General features: G+C 67.6%; 18 protein-coding genes. 6 read left to right on the top strand and 12 right to left on the bottom strand.

The window, feature by feature from the left end; genetic code table 11:
- The gene (locus ACIA12_RS35095) at positions 1-783 is read right to left on the bottom strand and encodes an electron transfer flavoprotein subunit beta/FixA family protein (protein ID WP_396371619.1); all 783 of its coding nucleotides are present in this window, start codon (positions 781-783) and stop codon (positions 1-3) included.
- Positions 784-889: 106 nt separating this feature from the next.
- Here ACIA12_RS35095 and ACIA12_RS35090 point away from each other — a divergent pair, with 106 nt between their 5' ends.
- Entirely contained in the window at positions 890-1,624 is a 735-nt protein-coding gene (locus ACIA12_RS35090; protein WP_396371617.1) for a class I SAM-dependent methyltransferase, read from the top strand.
- 59 nt (positions 1,625-1,683) lie between these two features.
- Here ACIA12_RS35090 and ACIA12_RS35085 read toward each other — a convergent pair whose 3' ends face one another.
- From ACIA12_RS35085 to ACIA12_RS35060, 6 genes are all read right to left on the bottom strand, one after another.
- Positions 1,684-2,646, bottom strand: coding sequence for a hypothetical protein (locus ACIA12_RS35085; RefSeq protein ID WP_396371616.1), 963 nt, complete (start codon positions 2,644-2,646; stop codon positions 1,684-1,686).
- Positions 2,639-3,619, bottom strand: coding sequence for an acyltransferase (locus ACIA12_RS35080; protein WP_396371615.1), 981 nt, complete (start codon positions 3,617-3,619; stop codon positions 2,639-2,641). Before ACIA12_RS35080 ends, ACIA12_RS35085 begins: the two co-directional genes overlap by 8 nt.
- A 19-nt stretch (positions 3,620-3,638) precedes the next feature.
- The gene (locus tag ACIA12_RS35075; RefSeq protein WP_396371614.1) at positions 3,639-4,601 is read right to left on the bottom strand and encodes a methyltransferase domain-containing protein; all 963 of its coding nucleotides are present in this window, start codon (positions 4,599-4,601) and stop codon (positions 3,639-3,641) included.
- On the bottom strand, positions 4,602-5,381 hold the full coding sequence (locus tag ACIA12_RS35070) for an enoyl-CoA hydratase/isomerase family protein (protein WP_396371613.1): 780 nt from the start codon (positions 5,379-5,381) through the stop codon (positions 4,602-4,604). It lies immediately after the preceding gene.
- Positions 5,382-5,569: 188 nt separating this feature from the next.
- Entirely contained in the window at positions 5,570-6,613 is a 1,044-nt protein-coding gene (locus tag ACIA12_RS35065) for a Gfo/Idh/MocA family protein (protein WP_396371612.1), read from the bottom strand.
- On the bottom strand, positions 6,610-7,626 hold the full coding sequence (locus tag ACIA12_RS35060) for a Gfo/Idh/MocA family protein (RefSeq protein WP_396371611.1): 1,017 nt from the start codon (positions 7,624-7,626) through the stop codon (positions 6,610-6,612). The genes ACIA12_RS35065 and ACIA12_RS35060 overlap by 4 nt, the downstream gene beginning before the upstream one ends.
- Positions 7,627-7,753: 127 nt before the next feature.
- On the opposite strand from ACIA12_RS35060, the gene glgX reads away from it, so the two are divergent.
- The gene (gene glgX / locus ACIA12_RS35055) at positions 7,754-9,850 is read left to right on the top strand and encodes a glycogen debranching protein GlgX (RefSeq protein ID WP_396371609.1); all 2,097 of its coding nucleotides are present in this window, start codon (positions 7,754-7,756) and stop codon (positions 9,848-9,850) included.
- 113 nt (positions 9,851-9,963) lie between these two features.
- On the top strand, positions 9,964-10,770 hold the full coding sequence (locus tag ACIA12_RS35050; RefSeq protein WP_396371608.1) for an SGNH/GDSL hydrolase family protein: 807 nt from the start codon (positions 9,964-9,966) through the stop codon (positions 10,768-10,770).
- A 70-nt stretch (positions 10,771-10,840) separates the two neighbouring features.
- On the opposite strand, the gene ACIA12_RS35045 is transcribed toward ACIA12_RS35050, so the two are convergent.
- From ACIA12_RS35045 to ACIA12_RS35030, 4 genes are all read right to left on the bottom strand, one after another.
- Positions 10,841-11,314: a hypothetical protein gene (locus ACIA12_RS35045; protein WP_396371606.1), complete on the bottom strand. Its 474-nt coding sequence runs from the start codon at positions 11,312-11,314 to the stop codon at positions 10,841-10,843.
- Complete coding sequence (locus tag ACIA12_RS35040) at positions 11,311-11,808, bottom strand: RNA polymerase sigma factor (RefSeq protein WP_396371605.1); 498 nt, start codon at positions 11,806-11,808, stop codon at positions 11,311-11,313. Before ACIA12_RS35040 ends, ACIA12_RS35045 begins: the two co-directional genes overlap by 4 nt.
- Positions 11,805-13,112 carry an alpha/beta fold hydrolase gene (locus ACIA12_RS35035; protein ID WP_396371604.1) on the bottom strand — a complete coding sequence of 436 codons (1,308 nt, stop codon included), beginning with the start codon at positions 13,110-13,112 and terminating at the stop codon, positions 11,805-11,807. The genes ACIA12_RS35040 and ACIA12_RS35035 overlap by 4 nt, the downstream gene beginning before the upstream one ends.
- Positions 13,113-13,192: 80 nt before the next feature.
- Complete coding sequence (locus tag ACIA12_RS35030; protein ID WP_396371928.1) at positions 13,193-13,699, bottom strand: PadR family transcriptional regulator; 507 nt, start codon at positions 13,697-13,699, stop codon at positions 13,193-13,195.
- A 203-nt stretch (positions 13,700-13,902) separates the two neighbouring features.
- On the opposite strand from ACIA12_RS35030, the gene ACIA12_RS35025 reads away from it, so the two are divergent.
- The 3 genes from ACIA12_RS35025 to ACIA12_RS35015 are packed head-to-tail and all read left to right on the top strand — an operon-like array spanning position 13,903 to position 15,625.
- Positions 13,903-14,091, top strand: coding sequence for a MerR family transcriptional regulator (locus ACIA12_RS35025; protein ID WP_396371603.1), 189 nt, complete (start codon positions 13,903-13,905; stop codon positions 14,089-14,091).
- Positions 14,091-14,753: a MerR family transcriptional regulator gene (locus tag ACIA12_RS35020; RefSeq protein ID WP_396371602.1), complete on the top strand. Its 663-nt coding sequence runs from the start codon at positions 14,091-14,093 to the stop codon at positions 14,751-14,753. Before ACIA12_RS35025 ends, ACIA12_RS35020 begins: the two co-directional genes overlap by 1 nt.
- Positions 14,750-15,625: a transglutaminase-like domain-containing protein gene (locus tag ACIA12_RS35015; protein WP_396371601.1), complete on the top strand. Its 876-nt coding sequence runs from the start codon at positions 14,750-14,752 to the stop codon at positions 15,623-15,625. Before ACIA12_RS35020 ends, ACIA12_RS35015 begins: the two co-directional genes overlap by 4 nt.
- Positions 15,626-16,635: 1,010 nt before the next feature.
- Here the strand turns inward: ACIA12_RS35015 and ACIA12_RS35010 are convergent.
- A complete protein-coding gene (locus tag ACIA12_RS35010; RefSeq protein WP_396371600.1) occupies positions 16,636-17,592 on the bottom strand; it encodes a DMT family transporter in 957 nt (318 codons plus the stop codon).
- Positions 17,593-18,101: the final 509 nt, after the last annotated feature.

The following is an 18,101-nucleotide window of genomic DNA, read 5'->3' as shown; positions in this document are numbered from 1 at the left end:
TCAGAGGAACTTGTTGGTGGACAGGAACTCGACGAGCTGGGCAGCGCCGCTGCCGTCCTCGTCGGTGACGATCGTGCCGGCCGAACGCGGCGGGCGGGCGGTCACCTCGGTGACCTCGGTCCACGCGGACGCGGCACCCACCTGGTCAGGCGAGATCTCCAGGTCGGCCAGCGACCAGGTCTCGACCGGCTTCTTCTTCGCGGCCATGATGCCCTTGAACGACGGGTACCGCGGCTCGCCGGACTGGTCGGACACCGACAGCACCAGCGGCAGCGTGCCCTCGATGGTGTCGCTGGCGGTGTCACCGTCCCGGCGGATCGTCACCTTGTCACCGTCGACGGTGACCGACGAGCCGAGCGTGACACCAGGCAGCCCGAGCCGCTCGGACACCATCGCCGGTACGACGCCCATCGAGCCGTCCGTGGAGGCCATCCCGAAGACGACCAGGTCGGCCTCGAGCTTGCCCAGCGCCTTGGCCAGGATCAGCGAGGTCGCCACGGCGTCGGAGCCGTGGATGCCTTCGTCGTTCACGTGGACGCCGGCGTCGGCACCCATCTGGAGGCCCTTCTTGATGGCGTCCGCGGCCTGTTCCGGCCCGACCGTGAGGATGGTCACCTCACCATCGCCGGCCTCTTTCACGGTCAGCGCGGTCTCGACGGCGTACTCGTCCAGTTCGGACAGCAGCCCGTCGACCCCGGCGCGATCCACCGTGTTGTCCTCGGAGCGGAAGCGGCGGTCCGCCGTGGCATCCGGCACGAACTTCGCGCAGACGACGATCTTCATAGCGTGTGGGACCCCTTCTGGTTAACGGTCTCTCCCAGCCTGCCACGGATGTTACTCACGAGAAACATATGACGCGTGCGAGTCCCATCACAGTTACAGTCACCTGGTGACCGAGACGTTACCGCTCACCGGTGAGAGAACAGCCCCCGGGATCTGGCATGAGAACTACTGGTTCGCGCGCCACGAGGCTGCCTATCGCTGGATCACGGCGAATTGGCTGACTTCCGAGACCCGCCGCGTCCTCGACGCCGGCTGCGGCGAGGGGTACGGCGCGGACCTGCTGCACCGGGCCGGAGCCAGGCAGGTGTTCGGTCTCGACTATGAAGGTACGACGCTTCGTCACGTCGCGAAGGCTTATCCACAAGTCAATCTGGTGCAGGGCAATCTCGTCCAGACAGGCTTCGCCGACTCGGCCTTCGAGCTGCTCGTGTCGCTGCAGACGATCGAGCACCTGTGGGAGCAACCGCGCTTCGTCACCGAGTGCGCGCGGATCACGGCGCCCGGCGCGACCATCGTCCTCAGTACTCCGAACCGGCTGACCTTCCCGAGCGGCAACTGGTACCACACCAGGGAACTCACCGGCCCCGAGTTCGTCGAGCTGGTCGAAGCGGACCTGGAGGTCGTCGAGACGCTCGGCCTCTGGCACGGCGAGAAACTGACCGCGTGGGAGGCGGCCAACGGATCTTGTGTCGACGCCCAGCTCGCGACGGATCACGCGCACTGGCCGGCCGACCTGGTCCGGTTGGTGAAGGAGACCGGGTACGACGACTTCGTGATCCGGCCGGGCGCGCTCGACGACAGCCTTGACCTGATCGTCGTCGCCCGGCCGCGGACCACGTAGTACGGGGACGTGGCGTCACGTAGTACCGGCGAAGGTGCCGGCGAACGTACCGGTGAAGCTCAGGGCCGGATGAAGCGTTCCGCGATCTTGCCGATGATCAGGTAGACGAGCGCCGCGATCCCCCAGTTGACGAGCAGGGTGTTCTTCGCCGTCTCCAGCCGGAAGAGGTCCTTGAACGGGCCCACCAGGTCGTGCCCGCGCTCCAGCACCCACTTCACGATCTCGTTGCTCTGATTGGTCTGGTCGAGCGCGGTGAAGAGCGCGCCCAGGGCAAGCACCGCGGCCGCGATGACGGCGATCAGCCAGACCAGCGAGGCCAGCAGGTTCCGGAACTGCTTGACGCCCGAGCCGACCGCGGACATCGCGGCCTTGCCCTTGTCCGTACTCGACGTGGACGACACGGTCTTCTTCGTCACCGCTGTGGTCTTGGGGGTGGTCGAGCCCGGTACTGCGGCGGCGCTCGGCGCAGCAGGTTGCCGGGTGACGGGCTTCGTCACCGCGGTCTCGTCCTGGGGCGGCTCGGCCGCGGCCTTCTCGCGGGCCCGCTGCTCGGCGACGATCTCGGCCGCCGTCTTCGGCTTCGCGGGCTTCGTCGCGGTCGCGGTCGTGCCGCGCGCGCTGGACGCCTCGGCGGGCGTCGCGGTCGCGGGAGTCTCCTCAGCCTCCACGTCCGGTGTCACCGCCTTCTCGGCATCGGCGGTCTTGGCCGCCTTGTCGGGTTGAGTACCCACGTCGTCCATCTCCTCAGCCGGGATCGGTTCCTCGTCCGTCACCGGTGCCGGGACCGGCGGTTTCCTGCGTCGGTTGCCCGGTACCGGGCGCGGCGACAGTTTGCGCCGCACCCTCCAGATCGGCGCGGACGGCGCGCCGTCCGCTGTCTCCAACGTAGCCAGATCCACACCGTCCGTCACATCCGCCACCACGATCGGCACCGGATCCACCGCCCGGTGCCGCGCGTCGGTGATCGAGCCGTCGGCGGCCGCCTGGTCCAGGATGGACCCCTTGTCCGCCTGCTCAGCCACGCTGCGTCTCCTCTTCGGCTACTTCCGGGACATAGTGCACGACTGGCGAGTAACTTGAGAACCCCCTGGTCACATCTGCCTTATCACCAGTTGTCCTGGAGCTGTTACCCGCCGCGTCTACTTCTGGTGTGAAAGAAGAAGAATTTCTGGCCGGCGAGGGTTGGTTGGGCGCGGCGGGCGGCTTTGTTGGGCGCGGGCTGGTCTGCGTCGCGAGGTTGTTTTCGGAGGCTGCGCCTGCACTGGGCCGGGTGGGTGGGGTGGCTTTGCTGGAGGGCGTTCCTGCAGCCAGAGGCGGGGTGCCAGCTTGCAGGCGGGCTGTGGTTTCGGCGTTCGAGCGGGCCAGGTCGGCCAGGTAGGCGCGGCGGGGGGCGTCTGCTTCGTAGCGGGTGCGGCGGTCGCGGACCACTGCGGCGGGGACGCCGACGGCTACGGAGTACGCCGGGATGTTGCCTCGGGCAACGCTGTTGGCGCCGATCACCACGCCGCGGCCGATGTCGGCGCCGCGGGTGACGGTGACCTTGGTGGCCAGCCAGCAGTCCGGGCCGATCCGGACCGGCGACTTGACCAGGCCCTGGTCCTTGATCGGCAGGTCGAGGTCCTCGGTCTTGTGGTCGAAGTCGCAGATGTAGGTGCCGTCGGCGATCAACGTCGACGCGCCGATCTCGATGTCGAGGTAGCAGTTGACCGTGACGTCGCGGGCGAAGACGACCTTGTCGCCGATCCGCAGGGTGCCCTCATGGGCGCGCAGCCGCGTCTCGTCCCCCAGATGCACCCACTGGCCGAGGATCAACCGCCCGTGCCCCGGCCGCGCGACGATCTCCAGCTTCTTGCCGAGGAAGACGAACCCCTCGGTGACGACGTGCGGGTGCCGCAGCTTGAACCAGCCGAAGCGCCAGTAGCGCTTCAGGTAGTACGGCGTCCACGCCCGGTGGCGCACCACCCAGCGCAGATTCGCCGCCGTCAGCAACCGCATCCGTCCAGTATGTACACCGCTACTGAGCGACGCCGGTGATAGACACGTTGTAGTAGAGCTCATCGGGTACGACCTGAGACAGAACCTTGTCGACCTTCGACAGTTGCAGCCAGGACTTGTACGCGAACATCCGCCACCCGAACCCGAGCTTCTCCTCCGGTACCGCCGCCTCGAACGTCCGGATCGGCCACCCGACCCAGGCCGCCAGCAACTCCTCCGTCACCGTCCGTACCTCGACCGCGCCGGCGCGCGAGGCCATCCGGGCCAGCGTGTCCGGGTCGAACGTGTGCAGGTCGACCACGGCCTCCAACGCGGCCGCCCGCGACGACTCGTCCAGCTCCGACTGCGACCGGCGCCAGTGCGACAAGGCGGGCAGCTTGGTCACATTGGTCGTCGCCCACCAGGTGAACCGCGACAGCCGCCGCGCCACGAAGTCGCCGTACCGGGTGGGCTCGCCGCAGATGACGAAGCGGCCGCCCGGCTTGAGCACCCGGAGCATCTCGCGGAAGGCCAGCTCGACGTCCGGGATGTGGTGGATCACCGCATGCCCGATCACCAGGTCGAAGGTGTCGTCGTCGTACGGCAGCTTCTCCGCGTCCGCGACCTTGCCCTCGATCGCGAAGCCGAGGGTGTCCGCGTTGCGCTTGGCCGCCTCGACCATGCCCGGCGACAGGTCGGTGACGTGCGCCTCGGCCAGTACGCCGGCCAGCTTCAGGTTCAGCGTGAAGAAGCCGGTGCCGGCGCCGATCTCGAGCGACTTGCCGTACGGCCAGCCGTCGGATCCGGCGACGTCGGTGAACCGGTCGCGGGCGTAGTCGACGCAGCGTTCGTCGTACGAGATCGACCACTTCTCGTCATAGGTCGACGCTTCCCAGTCGTGGTACAGCACCTGCGCGAGCTTGTTGTCGTTCCACGCGGCCTCGACCTCTTCGGCAGTGGCGGCGGGCTTGGCGGTAGTCGGCTTGGAAGGAGAGGTGGTCATTCAGATTCCCTTGAACTCGGCCTTGCCGGGGCCGTTCTCGACAAAAGACTTCATCCCGATCGTCCGGTCCTCGGTGGCGAACAGCGCGGCGAACTGCTGCCGCTCGATCTCCAGCCCGGTGTGCAGGTCGACCCCTAGCCCGGCGTCGATCGCCTCCTTGGCGGCACGAAGCGCCAGCGTGGCCGCCTTCGAGAACTGCGAGGCCCAGGCGACGGCGGCGTCATACACCTCGGCAGCCGGTACGACCTTGTCGACCAGCCCGATCTGCAGCGACTCGGCCGCGTCCACGAAGCGCCCGGTGAAGATGATGTCCTTGGCCTTGGACGGACCGATCAGCCGCGACAGCCGCTGCGTGCCACCGGCGCCGGGGATGACTCCGAGCAGGATCTCGGGCTGACCGAGCTTGGCGTCGTCAGCGGCGATCCGGTAGTCGGCGCACAGGGTCAGCTCGCAGCCGCCTCCGAGCGCGTAGCCGGTGATCGCCGCGACGGTCGGCTTCGGGATGGCGGCGACCGCGTTCAGCGCGGCCTGCAGCGGACCGGAGCGCTTGACCATGTCGGCGTACGACATGTCGGCCATCTCCTTGATGTCCGCGCCGGCCGCGAAGACCCGCTCGCCGCCGTAGATCACGACGGCCCGCACCGAGTCGTCCGCGGTCGCCGCCAGCGCGGCGTCGCGGATCTCGTCCTGGACCTGCACGTTGAGCGCGTTCATCTTCGGCCGGTCCAGCCGGATCGTGCCGACCCCATCGGCCACGGTCAGGTTGACGAACTCACCCATCACAGCTCCTCAGTCTCAGCACTACCCACCGGTCACATCCCCGGGCACGGTACCGGACCACTGCGAATACTCGTACTACGCCCTCCCCGCAGGGTCCGCCCTCCCCGGCAGGGTTCGCCCTTGTGGGCGGGGTTCCCCCACTGTTGGAGCAGGGGGTGAACCCCACGAGGAGGGGCGGAGCACACCGACTACACGTCGACGGGTTGTCCTGCGGCGACGGAGCGGCGGGCGGCGTCGACTATGCGGAGGGTGCGCAGGCCGACTGCACCGTCGGGCTGCGGGACCACGGCAGGGGTAGTACCGGGTACTGCCTTGCCAGAGGCCCGTACTGCGCTCAGGAACTCGCCAAGCATCATCGAGTCGAGGTCGCCGCCCACTGAGAGGAAGACCTCGCCGGAAGCATCCGTACCGCCGACATGCGACTGGAACGGCGCTATCTCGACCGAGCCCTGCGTACCCGTCACCTGCAGCGTCACGCCGCCCCAGGTCGGCCCGTTGTCGGGCACGCTCCACGAGCAGTCGATGGTTGCCAGCAGTCCGTTGTCGTAGGTGATGGTGACCAGGCCGCCGGTCTCCACCTCCACGCCCTTGTCCTGGTGCAGCACATGATTGGCCACTGCATGCACCCGCACGGCCTCCGCACCACCGGTCAGCCCGTCGATCAGGTCGGCACAGTGCACAGTGTGGTCGACCATCGCTCCCCCACCGGCCAGCTTGGCGTCGGTGAACCACTGCCGCTGGGCATAGGGGATCTTCCCGTTGTTCGTCCCCAGCACTGCGAAGACCTCGCCCAGCCGTCCAGCCTCGACCGATGCTCGTAGCCGGCCGTAGGACGGCGCGAAGCGCACGGGGTAGGCCGTCATGAGGATCACGCCGGCTGCCTCGCAGGCGGCGAGCATGGCTTCGCCGTCGGACACCTCGGTCGCCAGTGGTTTCTCGCAGAGCACATGCGCACCCACTGCGGCTGCACGCTCGGCCAGGCCGCGGTGCAGCGCGTTCTCCGCGGTCACTACGACAGCATCTGGGCCCCAGGCAAACAGCTCGTCGTAGGAGTCGACGTAGGGGATGCCTAGCTTGGCGGCGAAGGCAGCACCGCGAGGACCGGCGTCGGGGGCCGCAGGGCCGTCAGGGTCAGCGGACAACACCTCTACGTCGGGCAGAGCGCCTAGCAGTCCGGCGTACGACGAAGCGTGGGTGTGGGCGAAGGAGGCGATCGCTACCTTCAAAGTCATGCCGGTACTCCTGCCGGGTTGAAGGTAGTCATGTCGACAGTGCGACCAGTCGCCATTGATTCGCGGGCGGCCTCGGCCAGGTAGACGGCCGCAGTGCCATCAGCGGCGGCCACCCGCGGGGTGGAGCCGTCCTTCAGGGCAGTGGACAGCTCGCGTAGCTGCGTCAGGTACGGGCTCTCATAGAGAGTCGACGACGGGATGAGCAGGTCTCCCCCGACGGCCTCGCCCTGCAGTTCCTCGGCATAGCCGGTCTCCTTGTCGGAGGTGTACTCGAGCACTCCGGATGAGCCGGCGATCGAGAAGCCAGTCTTGAACGGGGTGCCGGTCGCGCCCCAGGTCGCGCGCAGGTGACTGATCGCGCCACCCTCGTGGGTCAGCGTCACATGGGCTGCCACATTGACCGGGCTGATGCCATCCACGCTCGGCGGACTCTGTACGGCGTACACGCTGGTCACCTCGCCGCACAGCCAGCGGGCCTGGTCGAGGTCGTGCACCATCAGGTCCATGATGACGCCGCCGGAGCGTGCGACATCGCGGTACCAGCCTGCGCCGGCCGGTGACGATGCCTGCCGGAAGAAGCGGGCGACAGCCACCTTGCCGATCCGCCCATCGACGATTGCATCATGCGCGGCGACGTACTCCGGGAAGTACCGGACCACATGCGCCGGGTAGATCCGTACGCCCGCAGCAGCAGCCGCCTCGGACAGCTCGTGCGCGTCGCTGGCCCGCAGAGCGAGGGGCTTCTCGCAGATGACGTCGCGGCCGGCCTTGATCGCGGCCAGCGCGATCTCCTTGTGCGTCGCCGACGGGGTGACGATGTCGACGAAGTCCACCTCGGCGAGCAGTCCCTCGAGGGTCGGAGCGAACTCCAGTCCGTACTTCGCGGCCAGTTCCTCGGCGCCGGCGGCCGAGTGCACCAGCACCCGCGCGCCCAGCGCCTGCCAGGCCGCGACGTGAACGTGCGCGATGTTGCCCGCGCCGATCAGCCCGACCGTCAGGTCAGAGTCAGACATGGAGTTCCTTCACTAGAGCCGCGTGGTCGGGAGTAAGTTAATAACACTCCTTGCGTATTTGTCAGGACTTGTATCAGGTTTCGCTCCCAGGAGGCGCGGTTTGACCTGTCATGGGCACAATGTGCCGGTGACCGAAGCCACCGCCGCCCCGAATGCGCTCGGCCCATCGACCGATCCGGACCTCCGGCTGGGCGCGGTGGTCCAGTCCGATGGCACGAATTTCACCGTCTGGGCGCCTGCCGCCGAGCGGGTCGAGTTGACGCTGATCGACGACCGCGGGGGCCAGCGCAACCTGGACCTCGCGCACACCGGCGAGTACTGGACCGGGTTCGTCGCGGGGGTCGGGCACGGGCAGCGGTACGGGTACCGGGTGCACGGCCCGTTCGACCCGACGCACGGGCTGCGATTCAACCCGGCCAAGCTGCTGCTCGACCCGTACGCGCGTGCGGTCGACGGGGGGCTCGACTTCGCATCACCGGTGATCTACGACTCGTCGGAGGGCGACTCGGCCGGGCATGTACCGGTTGGGGTCGTTGTTGCGTCGTCGGAGCCGCCGCCGCCCATCAGCAGGCCGGTGCCGTGGACCGAGACGGTGATCTACGAGCTCCACACCAAGGGGTTCACCAAGCTGCATCCCGACGTACCGGAGCACCAGCGCGGCACATACGCCGGACTGGCCCATCCGTCGGTCATCGCTTACCTGGTCGACCTCGGGGTCACCTCTGTCGAGTTGCTGCCCATTCACCACTTCCTGACGGAGCCGGCGATCGCTGCGCGGGGGTTGCCCAACTACTGGGGCTACAACACGCTCAACTACTTCGCGCCGCATGCTCCGTTCTCGTCATCGGGGTCGCTCGGTGAGCAGGTTGCCGAGTTCAAGGCAATGGTCGCCGCGTTCCATGCCGCGGGAATCGAGGTGATCCTCGACGTCGTCTACAACCACACGGCCGAGGGTGGCTTCGACGGGCCGACGCTGAGCTTCCGCGGGCTGGACAATCGTGCGTACTACCGGCTGACGCAAGGCGGCGCCATGTACGACGTCACCGGCACAGGGAACTCGGTCGACACGTCACACCCGCAGGTCCGGCGGCTGGTGATGGACTCACTCCGGTACTGGGTCGAGGAGATGGGCGTCGACGGCTTCCGGTTCGACCTGGCGGTGACGCTGATCCGCAACGAGCGGCACGAGGTCGACACGGTCGGGCATCCGTTCCTGGCGGAGGTCGCGGCGGACCCGGTGCTCGGGCGGGTCAAGCTGATCTCCGAGCCGTGGGATGTCGGGAACTTCGGGTACCAGGTCGGCAACTTCGGGACGCCCTGGTCGGAGTGGAACGGCAAGTACCGCGACAGTGTGCGCGACATCTGGCGCACTTCGTCGTACGGCGTACAGGACCTCGCGTACCGGCTCTCGGGATCGAGCGATCTGTACGGCGACGACGGGCGGTACCCGTATGCGTCGATCAACTTCGTCACCGCGCACGACGGATTCACGTTGCGCGATCTGGTGTCGTACAACCACAAGCACAACGAGCTCAACCGCGAGGACAACCGCGACGGGACCGACGACAACCGGTCCTGGAACTGTGGTGTCGAAGGCGAGACCGACGATCCCGGTGTCGTCGCGTTGCGCAAACGGCAGATGGCGAACCTGATGGCGACGCTGGTGCTGTCGACCGGCGTACCGATGATCACGGCCGGCGACGAGTGCGGGCGGACGCAGCACGGCAACAACAATCCGTACTGCCAGGACAACGAGACCTCCTGGTTCGACTGGTCGCTGCCTGGCGTGTGGTCCGATCATCTCGCGCTGACGAAGAAGCTGCTCGCGTTGCGGGCCGCGCATCCGACGTTGCGCCAGTGGCACTACTTCTCCGGTCAGCCGGTGGTGCCGGGTGGACGCAAGGATCTGTCGTGGATCGCGCCGCACGGCGGAGAGATGACGCAGGCCGACTGGCACGACGGGAACCTTCGGACGATCGGTATGTTCCTGGCCGGCGACGCGATCCGCGGAACCGATGCCGAGGGCAACGTTCCGGTGGACAACTCGTTCCTGCTCGCCCTCAACGCGACGGCCGAGACCCGCGACGTCGTCGTACCGGACGCCTCCTGGGCGCCGGCGTACGAGGTCGTGCTGGACACCAGCTCCAGCGGAGCGACCGAGGTCGTCGCAGGTGCTGTCGTTCCTCTTGCCCCTCGCTGTCTGGTGCTGCTCCGCGCGCTCTGAATTTGCTCGCTGGGTTGTTCATCTTCATCGGGTACCTTCGCTGGTCACCAGCTGTTCACCTCCGGGTCACCTCGTGTGTTCCGGCGCCGAGGTGATGACCAGAGGGGGGCCGAGTGGCTTTACTAGGTGCTGCCGAAAGGCACTACGAACGCAGTCAGCATGACCATGCGACGCCGATCGGGGTGCTGCATCAGATGGTGGTGCGGTGGGGTGACGCCGACCGGACGACGGCGCGGCGCGCGTTTCGCCGGTGGTGTGACGGGGTTGCTTATGTGGACGTGCAGGCGCGGACGTATGCGGAGTACTGGACCCGCCAGAACGAGACGGCGCTTGTTGGCGACGGCCCGCTCTGGGTCGTGCTCGGCGACTCGACCGCCCAGGGTCTGGGCGCGACCTCACCGCTGCATGGGTATGTCGGGCAGGCGGTCAACGTGTTGAACGAGTCCTCCCGTCGGCCGTGGCGGGTGCTCAACCTCTCGCGCGCCGGCGCCCAGGCGGCTCACGTCCTCCACGACCAACTCCCGATGCTCGAGAGGCTCGGCGTCGAACCAGACCTGGTGACCTGCGGAATCGGCAGCAACGACATCCTCGGCACCGCACCGAAACTCGTCCACAGCAACCTGCGTCAACTCATCCAGCGCCTCCCATCGCCCTCGGTCGTGATGGACCTGCTCCTTCCCAACCGCTTCTGGGGAATCGGAAGCCTCTGCAGCCCGTACGTCGCCGGCATCAACCGCACCATCCACGCCGCGGCAGCGGAACGCGGCCTCCCGGTCGCCGAACTCTCCCGCCACGTCCGCCCACCATGGCGCGGCAAGCTGGCTCCCGACCTCTTCCACCCCAACGACCTCGGCTACCGCCCCCTGACCAACGCCCTCCTAGCAGCAATCCCAGCTACCGCCACCCACTCCCGCCACTGAAAGCACCTCCGGCTGGCTCCCGCCGCCTAGAGCACCTCGTCGGCCCAGGTCCCGTCCTAGACCATCGCCTTCACTCGGGCCTGGTCTCGAGCATCGCCTCCAGGCGGTTGAGGGACTTGGTGCTCTCCCGGCGTACGCCGATCGGAATGAGTGCGGCGCGGCCCGGCACCCGGACTCCGCCGGTGAGGGCGACTCGCGTACCGCCGCCGTCTGGCTCCTCCGCGACCGCCATCCCCATCAGCAGGAAACGGCTCTGCAACCAGCACCACCCTGGCCGGATGGTCCCTTGCAGACGGGCTCTCATGCCGTAGCGGCTGCGGACCTGCATCCGCACCCGATCCCCGTCACGCTCGATCCACTCGACCTTCTTCATGTCGGTCTGGAACTCGACGAAGGTCCTGCCGTCGCCCCAGATCAAATCCCACGCATGGGCGGGCGTGGTGTCGTAGACGCGTTCGGTCACGGTGGCGCCGGGGATGCCTGCTGCCAGCACACGCAACCGCCGCACCGCATCCAGCTGAACGTCAGGCCAGTTGTCGGTCATGATGCCCACGCCTTTCGGAAACTTGCCCTGGCTCGGTGGAGGCGGGACTTCGCCGTCCCTGCCGGTACTGCGAGCAGCGCCGCCGCCTCGCGCTCGTCCAGTCCCTCGAGGTCGCGCAGGACGAGCAGCGCGCGGTGGTCGGGCGACAACCGTGCCAAGGTGTCGCGGATGTCGACCGCGAGTTGCGGGTCGCCGCGAGCCGGCAGTTCGGCGAGGTCGGCTGCGGTCTGGCGCTCGTGCTGTTTGGCCACCCGGATCGCCGCGCGGATCGCGATCGCCCGGACCCAGCCGAACAACGCGGCCGGCTCTTCCAGCGTGCCGAGTGATGTGAACACCGCGACGAGCGCCTCCTGGGTCGCGTCCGGCCCGTTGCTCAGTGCGATCGGCGCGCAGATCCGTCCGACGTACGGCGTCAACTGATCGAGCAGGTCGTGCATGGCGAGCGTGTCACCTCGCTGCGCCGCGCGTACCAACTGCTCGGGCTCCTCGATCACGGCACGAACTCTTCCAGCAACGGCGTCACCCGATCCGCACAGTCCAGAGTGAGGGCGTGCCCGCAGCCCGCCAGCGTCCGAACCGTTGCATGTGGCAACAACCTCGCGAAGCGCTGCGCTTGCGCGACCGGCAGCACTGTGTCCTCCTCGCCCCAGATGATCAGCACAGGTTGCCCGGTGCGCGGCAAGGCCGCTTGAGTGATGCGCCAGTCGAGACCCCGCTCGAGCGCGTACATCGCCCGGACGTTGTCACGATACGTGCCCGGCACCCACATCTGATCGACCAACGCCGGAGTCACCAGGTCCTTGTGGACAAAGAGATCCCGGACCGCTGCCTGCACAGCCGACCGACTGGTACCGAGCTTCGCCAGCAGTTCACCGGCGAGTGGAAACCTCAAGGCCTCCCAACTCGCGGGGTCCGGCTCAGCCAGCCCGGAGGGCGCCAGCAAGAGCAGTTTGGACACCCGCTCGGGATGTTGCTGGGCATAGGCGAGCCCCCAGCCGCCGCTCCAGGAGTTCCCGCCCAGGACGACCTGGTGCAGGTCGAGCTGGTCCAGGAACTCTCCCAGTGCTCCGGTCATGGCGTCCAGGTCGAAGGCGAACCCTGTGCCGTGCAGCCGGGTCTCCCCTTGTCCGGGGAGATCCACGACATACACGGCATGGGTCTTCGACAAAGCGTCCAGTTCAGGCTGCCAGGCCGAAGCCGGCGAGGCGCCTGGCGACAGGAGCACGACGGGTGCGCCGGTGCCGCGCTGCAAGTAGTGGAACCTTGCCAGCGGCGTTTCGACGTACCGGGAGTCCTTTGATGGCTGGGGGCTCGGCTGGGCCGTTGGCTGGTAGCCGTAGGCCAGCAAGCTGACTAGTACTACGCCGAGAACGGGCAGTGGAATGACTAGTCGCTTGAGCCACTTGGCCTGGAGCAAGCTGACGTCGATCGCCAGGAGAGCCACGCAGGCCGGTGTGTAGAGCAATAGGTTGAGCCAGTAGAACGCAGTACCGGCGTCGGTCTCGACGAAGACCCAGACGACACCCAGAGTCGCTCGGGCGGCCAGGCCGGCTGCGAGGCCGGCTACTACGACTCTGGCCAGAGCGGACCGGTCGGACCGGAGCACCGCGATTGCCAGGAGCAAGTGGAATGCGGCCAGTGGCAGCACTATTTGTGGGGCGAATGATGCTTCCCCACCGAGGACCGCTCGGGAGAGTGATCGCTCGTCGGGCGCCGGCCAGGTTGCGCCTGTCGCCCAGTAGACGTGCGCCGCTGCAAGCACGATGTGTGCGCCCGCGGCGAGCTTTCGGATCTCCATCTCGGCCCTCCTCAGATGTGTGAACATCGAGGAAGAGGAGCCGTTCGGCCGAAACGTTCCCTGCGAGGTGCAGGTTTTTTTCAGGCCTCGGAGGTCTTCGGGCCGTCGGCCAGCAAGAGATACAGCGACCTGCGGGCGTCGGACAGGATCTTGGCTGCCGCCGCGCGATGTTCGTCCGAACCGCTGCGGGCTACCTGGCGAGTGGCTGAGTGCAGTTCTTCGAGTAGTCCGCGCAGGTCGTTGGCGGGCTCTGCGTTCGCGAAGCCGGCGAAGGGATCGGCGGACGTCTCGCGACGCTCCTCGACGTACTGACGGCCCGCGTCGGTGAGGGTGACGAGTTTGCGGCCGGCGTCCGCGGTGACGGTCACCAGGCCCTCGTCCTCCAGCTGGTTGATGGTCGGATAGATCGCGCCGGGGCTGGGAGTCCAGCGTCCGCCGCTGCGGTCGGCGATGGCCTGCATCAGCTGATAGCCGTGCATCGGCTCCTCGCCGAGCAGGATCAGGACGGCCGTTCGGACATCACCGCGAGGGGCGCGTCCGCGACCTGCGCCGCGTCCCGGGCCCCGACCACCGCGTCCGCGGTGCATCGGCATGCCTTCTCCCATCCGCGGTCCACCGCGGCGGGGGTGTCGGTGGCCGCCTCGGCGGCCTCTGGTTTCAGTGTTGGGGGTGTTCATGGAATCCTCCTCGATATTGTTCATGACACTAAAGATATATCGTTACCGTCATGAACACAAGAGCTGTGGAGAAACTTGTTCCTGCCCCTGGGGCAGGGTGTTCACTGACGGGCATGGCAGAGGCACGGGAGATCGAGGGCGAGCTGACGATCGGCGAGTTCGGCCGGCGCTCAGGGCTGTCCCACAAGGCACTGCGCCTGTACGACGTATCCGGGCTGCTGACCCCTGCCCGGGTCAACCCGGTCAACGGCGCCCGGCTCTACTCCTTGGGCCAGCTCGAACGGCCCGGCGGATCAGCGTGATGCGCCAACTCGGCATGCCGCTGGCCACGATCACCGAGGTGCTGGCCGGCACCGACGAGGAAGGTCTGATCCGGCTCGACCGATGGTGGGCGGCCGAGCAGGCGAGCAACGAGGCGCGCAAGGCGACGCTTGAGTATCTGCGCGATCGGCTGCTGCGATCACCCGGCCCTGGGCTGGCGCCGCGGGCGGTGCTGACCCGGTTCGTGCCGGAGGCCAAGGTGGCTTGCATCCGCGCCGATTCGGATCAGCAGTCGCTGGTCGGCGTACTGGTCTCGTCGATGATGGAGATCCACGCTCATCTGGAGCAAGCCGGGGCCGAGCTGCCCGGCGGCTGGTCGGTGATCTTCTACGGACCGGTGACACCGGAGAGCGAGGCGACCGTCGAGGTCTGCGTGCCGTTCACCGGGCTGGTCGATCCGGCGGGGCCGATCGCGATCCGGGTCGAGCCGGCCCGTTCCGAGGCGTACTGCACGATCACCAAAGACGAGTGCAGCTATCCGCGGATCATGATCGCCTACGACCTCGTCGACGCCTGGGTCCGGCGCTCCGGGTGGCTGACGACCGGACCGGTCCGCGAGGTCTACCACCCCGGATTCCAGTACGCCGCCGGCTCCGACCTGTCTGTCGACATCGCCCAACCGATCGAAGGAACAGCACGATGAACTACGCGGACCAGACTCCCTACAGCGACCCGGGTGAGCACGCAGGGCTGTTCGACGCGCTGCCGTCTGACATCGCCGGGCTGACAGCAGTGATCCGAAACCTGTTGATCCACTACCGCGGTGGCGGGATCGAGTTCACCGGCGATCGGTATGAGGAGATCAACCATCGCTGGGTCTCGGCGATGCTCGCGACCGATCAACGACGCAACGGTGCTGCGCTGGCCGTGCCGCGGCAGCCGTTCGACCGGGTCGTCGGATGCTGCCGTGACTACACCTTGATGACGGTGTCCGCCCTGCGGCACAAGGGGATTCCGGCCCGCAGCCGGATCGGGTTCGCCTCGTACTTCGTCGACGGGTTCAACCCCGACCACGTCGTGGTGGAGTACTGGAACGGCGAGCGGTGGGTGATGGTAGACCCTCAACTCGATCCAGGACCGCACTGGAGTTTCGATCCGCAGGACATGGCGCCCGGGCCGTTCCGGTCCGCGGCCGAGGTCTGGCTCGGGTATCGCTCCGGCGTTCCGGATGACGCCGACTTCGGGGTGGACCCGGCATCGCCGATCAAGGGCGGCTGGTTCATCCGGAACTATGTCTTCTACCAACTGGCCCACCTGCAAGGTGACGAGCTGCTCCTCTGGGACACCTGGGGCGCGATGACCGACTCACTCGACGGCGCCGATCTCGAACTGACCGACGAGATCGCAACCCTCCTGGTTGCCGCCGACAACGGAGACGATGCGGCTGCCGAAGTACTGACCGCCCGCTACACCGCAGATCCCAAGCTCCACCCAACAGACCAGATCACCCAACTGTCCCCAGCCGGCAACCCGCCACGAACAGTCGACCTCAAACGCCGCATGGTGGTCCCTTAACCACCGGTGACGGGATGGCGGCTCAGCCAGCTGGTGGTGCGTGGGTAGCGGTGGCGATTTTAGGCGGCCTGGTTGTGGGGTGGGCAAGGTTGCGGTTTCAAGCGCTGGCTGTCGGATGCGCGACGGTGGCGGTTCACGCGACTGATGGCGGGTGGATGCCCAGTACCAATTCACGCGGCCGGTCGCGGATGGACGCCCAGTGCCGGTTCACGCGGCCGGCGCCAGGTGCCCGATACCGATTGACGCGCCGGTCGCGGGTGGATGCGCCCTGGAGCAGCGGTGGGTACAACTGGTCCACTCGGTGCCGATTCACACGGCCGGCGACGAGTGGGTACCGGTGCCGATTGAGCGGCTGATGGCGGTGGGGTGGGTAGCAGTGCCGGCTCAAGCGGCTGATGTGGGTGAGTGACGCTGGCGGGTTCAACCGGCTGGCTGTGGGGTGGACGATGCGGCGATTCAGGCGGCTGGTTGTGGGGTGAGTGCCAGCGTCGGTTTGAGCGGCTAATGGTGGTGGGCCCTGGTGGGCTGGCGGTTTAGGCGCGTGGCGGTGGAGCTGGTCGTGGTCGCCGGTAGGCGCTAAAGGTGGAGCTGGTAGTGGTCGCCGGTTAGGCGGGTGGTGTGCGGTGGGTCGTGGTCGCCGGTTAGGCGCGGGGTGGTGCGGTAGGTCGTGGTCGCCGGTTAGGCGGGGGGTGGTGCGGCAGGTCGCGGTCGCCGACTAGGCGCGCGGTGGTGCGGCAGGTCGCGGTCGCCGACTAGGCGCGCGGTGGTGCGGTAGGTCGCGGTCGCCGACTAGGCGCGCGGTGGTGCGGTAGGTCGCGGTCGCCGACTAGGCGCGGGGTGGTGCGGTAGGTCGCGGTCGCCGACTAGGCGCGGGGTGGTGCGGTAGGTCGCGGTCGCCGACTCGGCGCGGGGTGGTGCGGTAGGTCGCGGTCGCCGACTAGGCGCGTGATGGCGGGCTCGTCGCGGTGGCGGGTCAGGCGCGTGATGGCGGCGCTCGTCGCGGTGGCGGGTTAGGTGGGTGGTGGTGGGGTGGGTTGTGGTTGGGGGTTGGGGAGGATGGTGATTGCTACGGCGGTGAGGGTTAGGGCTATTGCGATCCAGGTTGTTGCGGGTGGGGTGTGGGCGCCGAGGGCGTCGAGGAGGACGGCGCCCAGGAGTTGGCCGACGACGCTGGCCAGGCCGAAGACGAGTACTCCGACGCGGCGGACGACGGTGGTTGCGATGGCGATGATGGCTACGCCGATGAAGCCGCCGCAGTACAGCCAGGGTTTGGTCGGGAGTTCGCCGGGGGTGGGGCCGCGGAACAGGAACTCGATCGGCAGGGCAACGCAGAGCGTGCATCCCGCGATGACGAAGTTGACGAGGGCCGCGGCCCACGGCGAGCCCGCGATCGCGCCGACCCGGCCGTTGAGAGCGGACTGCAAGGAGAGCGCCAGGCCGGCGATCACCGGGAGGGCGAGCAGCCAGAGATTGCTGTCGCCTGCCAGTTGGTCATGACCGGCGATGGCTACGGCGGTGACGCCGATGATCGCACCGACTATCCGTGGCGTGGTGATCGCGCGTGGGCCGCCCGGGCCGAGTCCGGAGCGATCGACAGCGAGGCTGCCTGCCGAAGTACCGCCGACGACGGCGACCACGAAGATGCCGACCCCGATGGAGCCGACGCTGACGCCTTGGCTGACGACGTACAGGGCGCCGCCGACTCCGCCGAGACACTGCCACCAGCGGAGGCCTTGTACTCGGAGTGCCTCACGGAGTTGGCGGAGTGCTCGCCGGCCGCCGCGCGAGGTCGGGACGATCGCGAGCAGGATGAGGATGCCGCTCGCGGTGGAGATCATCGACGCGACAACCCCGTCGCCGAGACTCGCGCCCAGACCGCCGTTAAGCCGAGCCTGCACCGCCAGTCCAACCCCTCCGACTGCAGCCAACCCGACCATCGGCAACCGCTGAACCTCGCGAACCCTCACCCGACGGATCCTCCCACCCGACCACCCCACCTACTCCCACGGCCGCTCAGCCACCTACTCCAGCGGTCGCCCAGCCAGCTACTCCCACCGTCACTCAGCGATCTACTCCAGCGGTCGCCCAGCCAGCTACTCCCACCGTCACCCAGGGATCTACTCCACCGGTCGCTCAGCCAGCTACACCCACAATCACTCAGCGATCTACCCCAACAGTCGCCCAGCCACCTACACCCACAATCACTCAGCGATCTACCCCAACAGTCGCCCAGCCACCTACACCCACAATCACTCAGCGATCTACCCCAACAGTCGCCCAGCCACCTACACCCACAATCACTCAGCGATCTACCCCAACAGTCGCCCAGCCACCTACACCCACAATCACTCAGCGATCTACCCCAACAGTCGCCCAGCCACCTACACCCACAATCACTCAGCGATCTACCCCAACAGTCGCCCAGCCACCTACACCCACAATCACTCAGCGATCTACCCCAACAGTCGCCCAGCCA

Origin of the sequence: Kribbella sp. NPDC051620 (assembly GCF_044453825.1) — a bacterium.
GTDB lineage: Bacteria > Actinomycetota > Actinomycetes > Propionibacteriales > Kribbellaceae > Kribbella.
This window is presented reverse-complemented; position numbering and strand designations above follow the sequence as displayed.

Bases quoted from the DNA above. Each gene is read 5' to 3' on its own strand.
- ACIA12_RS35030 (WP_396371928.1), bottom strand. From the start codon at position 13,699: ATGCACCGCGGACGCGGTGGTCGGGGCCCGGGACGCGGCGCAGGTCGC.
- ACIA12_RS35045 (WP_396371606.1), bottom strand. From the start codon at position 11,314: ATGACCGACAACTGGCCTGACGTTCAGCTGGATGCGGTGCGGCGGTTG.
- ACIA12_RS35060 (WP_396371611.1), bottom strand. From the start codon at position 7,626: ATGTCTGACTCTGACCTGACGGTCGGGCTGATCGGCGCGGGCAACATC.
- ACIA12_RS35095 (WP_396371619.1), bottom strand. From the start codon at position 783: ATGAAGATCGTCGTCTGCGCGAAGTTCGTGCCGGATGCCACGGCGGAC.
- ACIA12_RS35070 (WP_396371613.1), bottom strand. From the start codon at position 5,381: ATGGGTGAGTTCGTCAACCTGACCGTGGCCGATGGGGTCGGCACGATC.
- ACIA12_RS35035 (WP_396371604.1), bottom strand. From the start codon at position 13,112: ATGGAGATCCGAAAGCTCGCCGCGGGCGCACACATCGTGCTTGCAGCG.
- ACIA12_RS35020 (WP_396371602.1), top strand. From the start codon at position 14,091: ATGCGCCAACTCGGCATGCCGCTGGCCACGATCACCGAGGTGCTGGCC.
- ACIA12_RS35075 (WP_396371614.1), bottom strand. From the start codon at position 4,601: ATGACCACCTCTCCTTCCAAGCCGACTACCGCCAAGCCCGCCGCCACT.
- ACIA12_RS35015 (WP_396371601.1), top strand. From the start codon at position 14,750: ATGAACTACGCGGACCAGACTCCCTACAGCGACCCGGGTGAGCACGCA.
- ACIA12_RS35025 (WP_396371603.1), top strand. From the start codon at position 13,903: ATGGCAGAGGCACGGGAGATCGAGGGCGAGCTGACGATCGGCGAGTTC.
- ACIA12_RS35065 (WP_396371612.1), bottom strand. From the start codon at position 6,613: ATGACTTTGAAGGTAGCGATCGCCTCCTTCGCCCACACCCACGCTTCG.
- ACIA12_RS35080 (WP_396371615.1), bottom strand. From the start codon at position 3,619: ATGCGGTTGCTGACGGCGGCGAATCTGCGCTGGGTGGTGCGCCACCGG.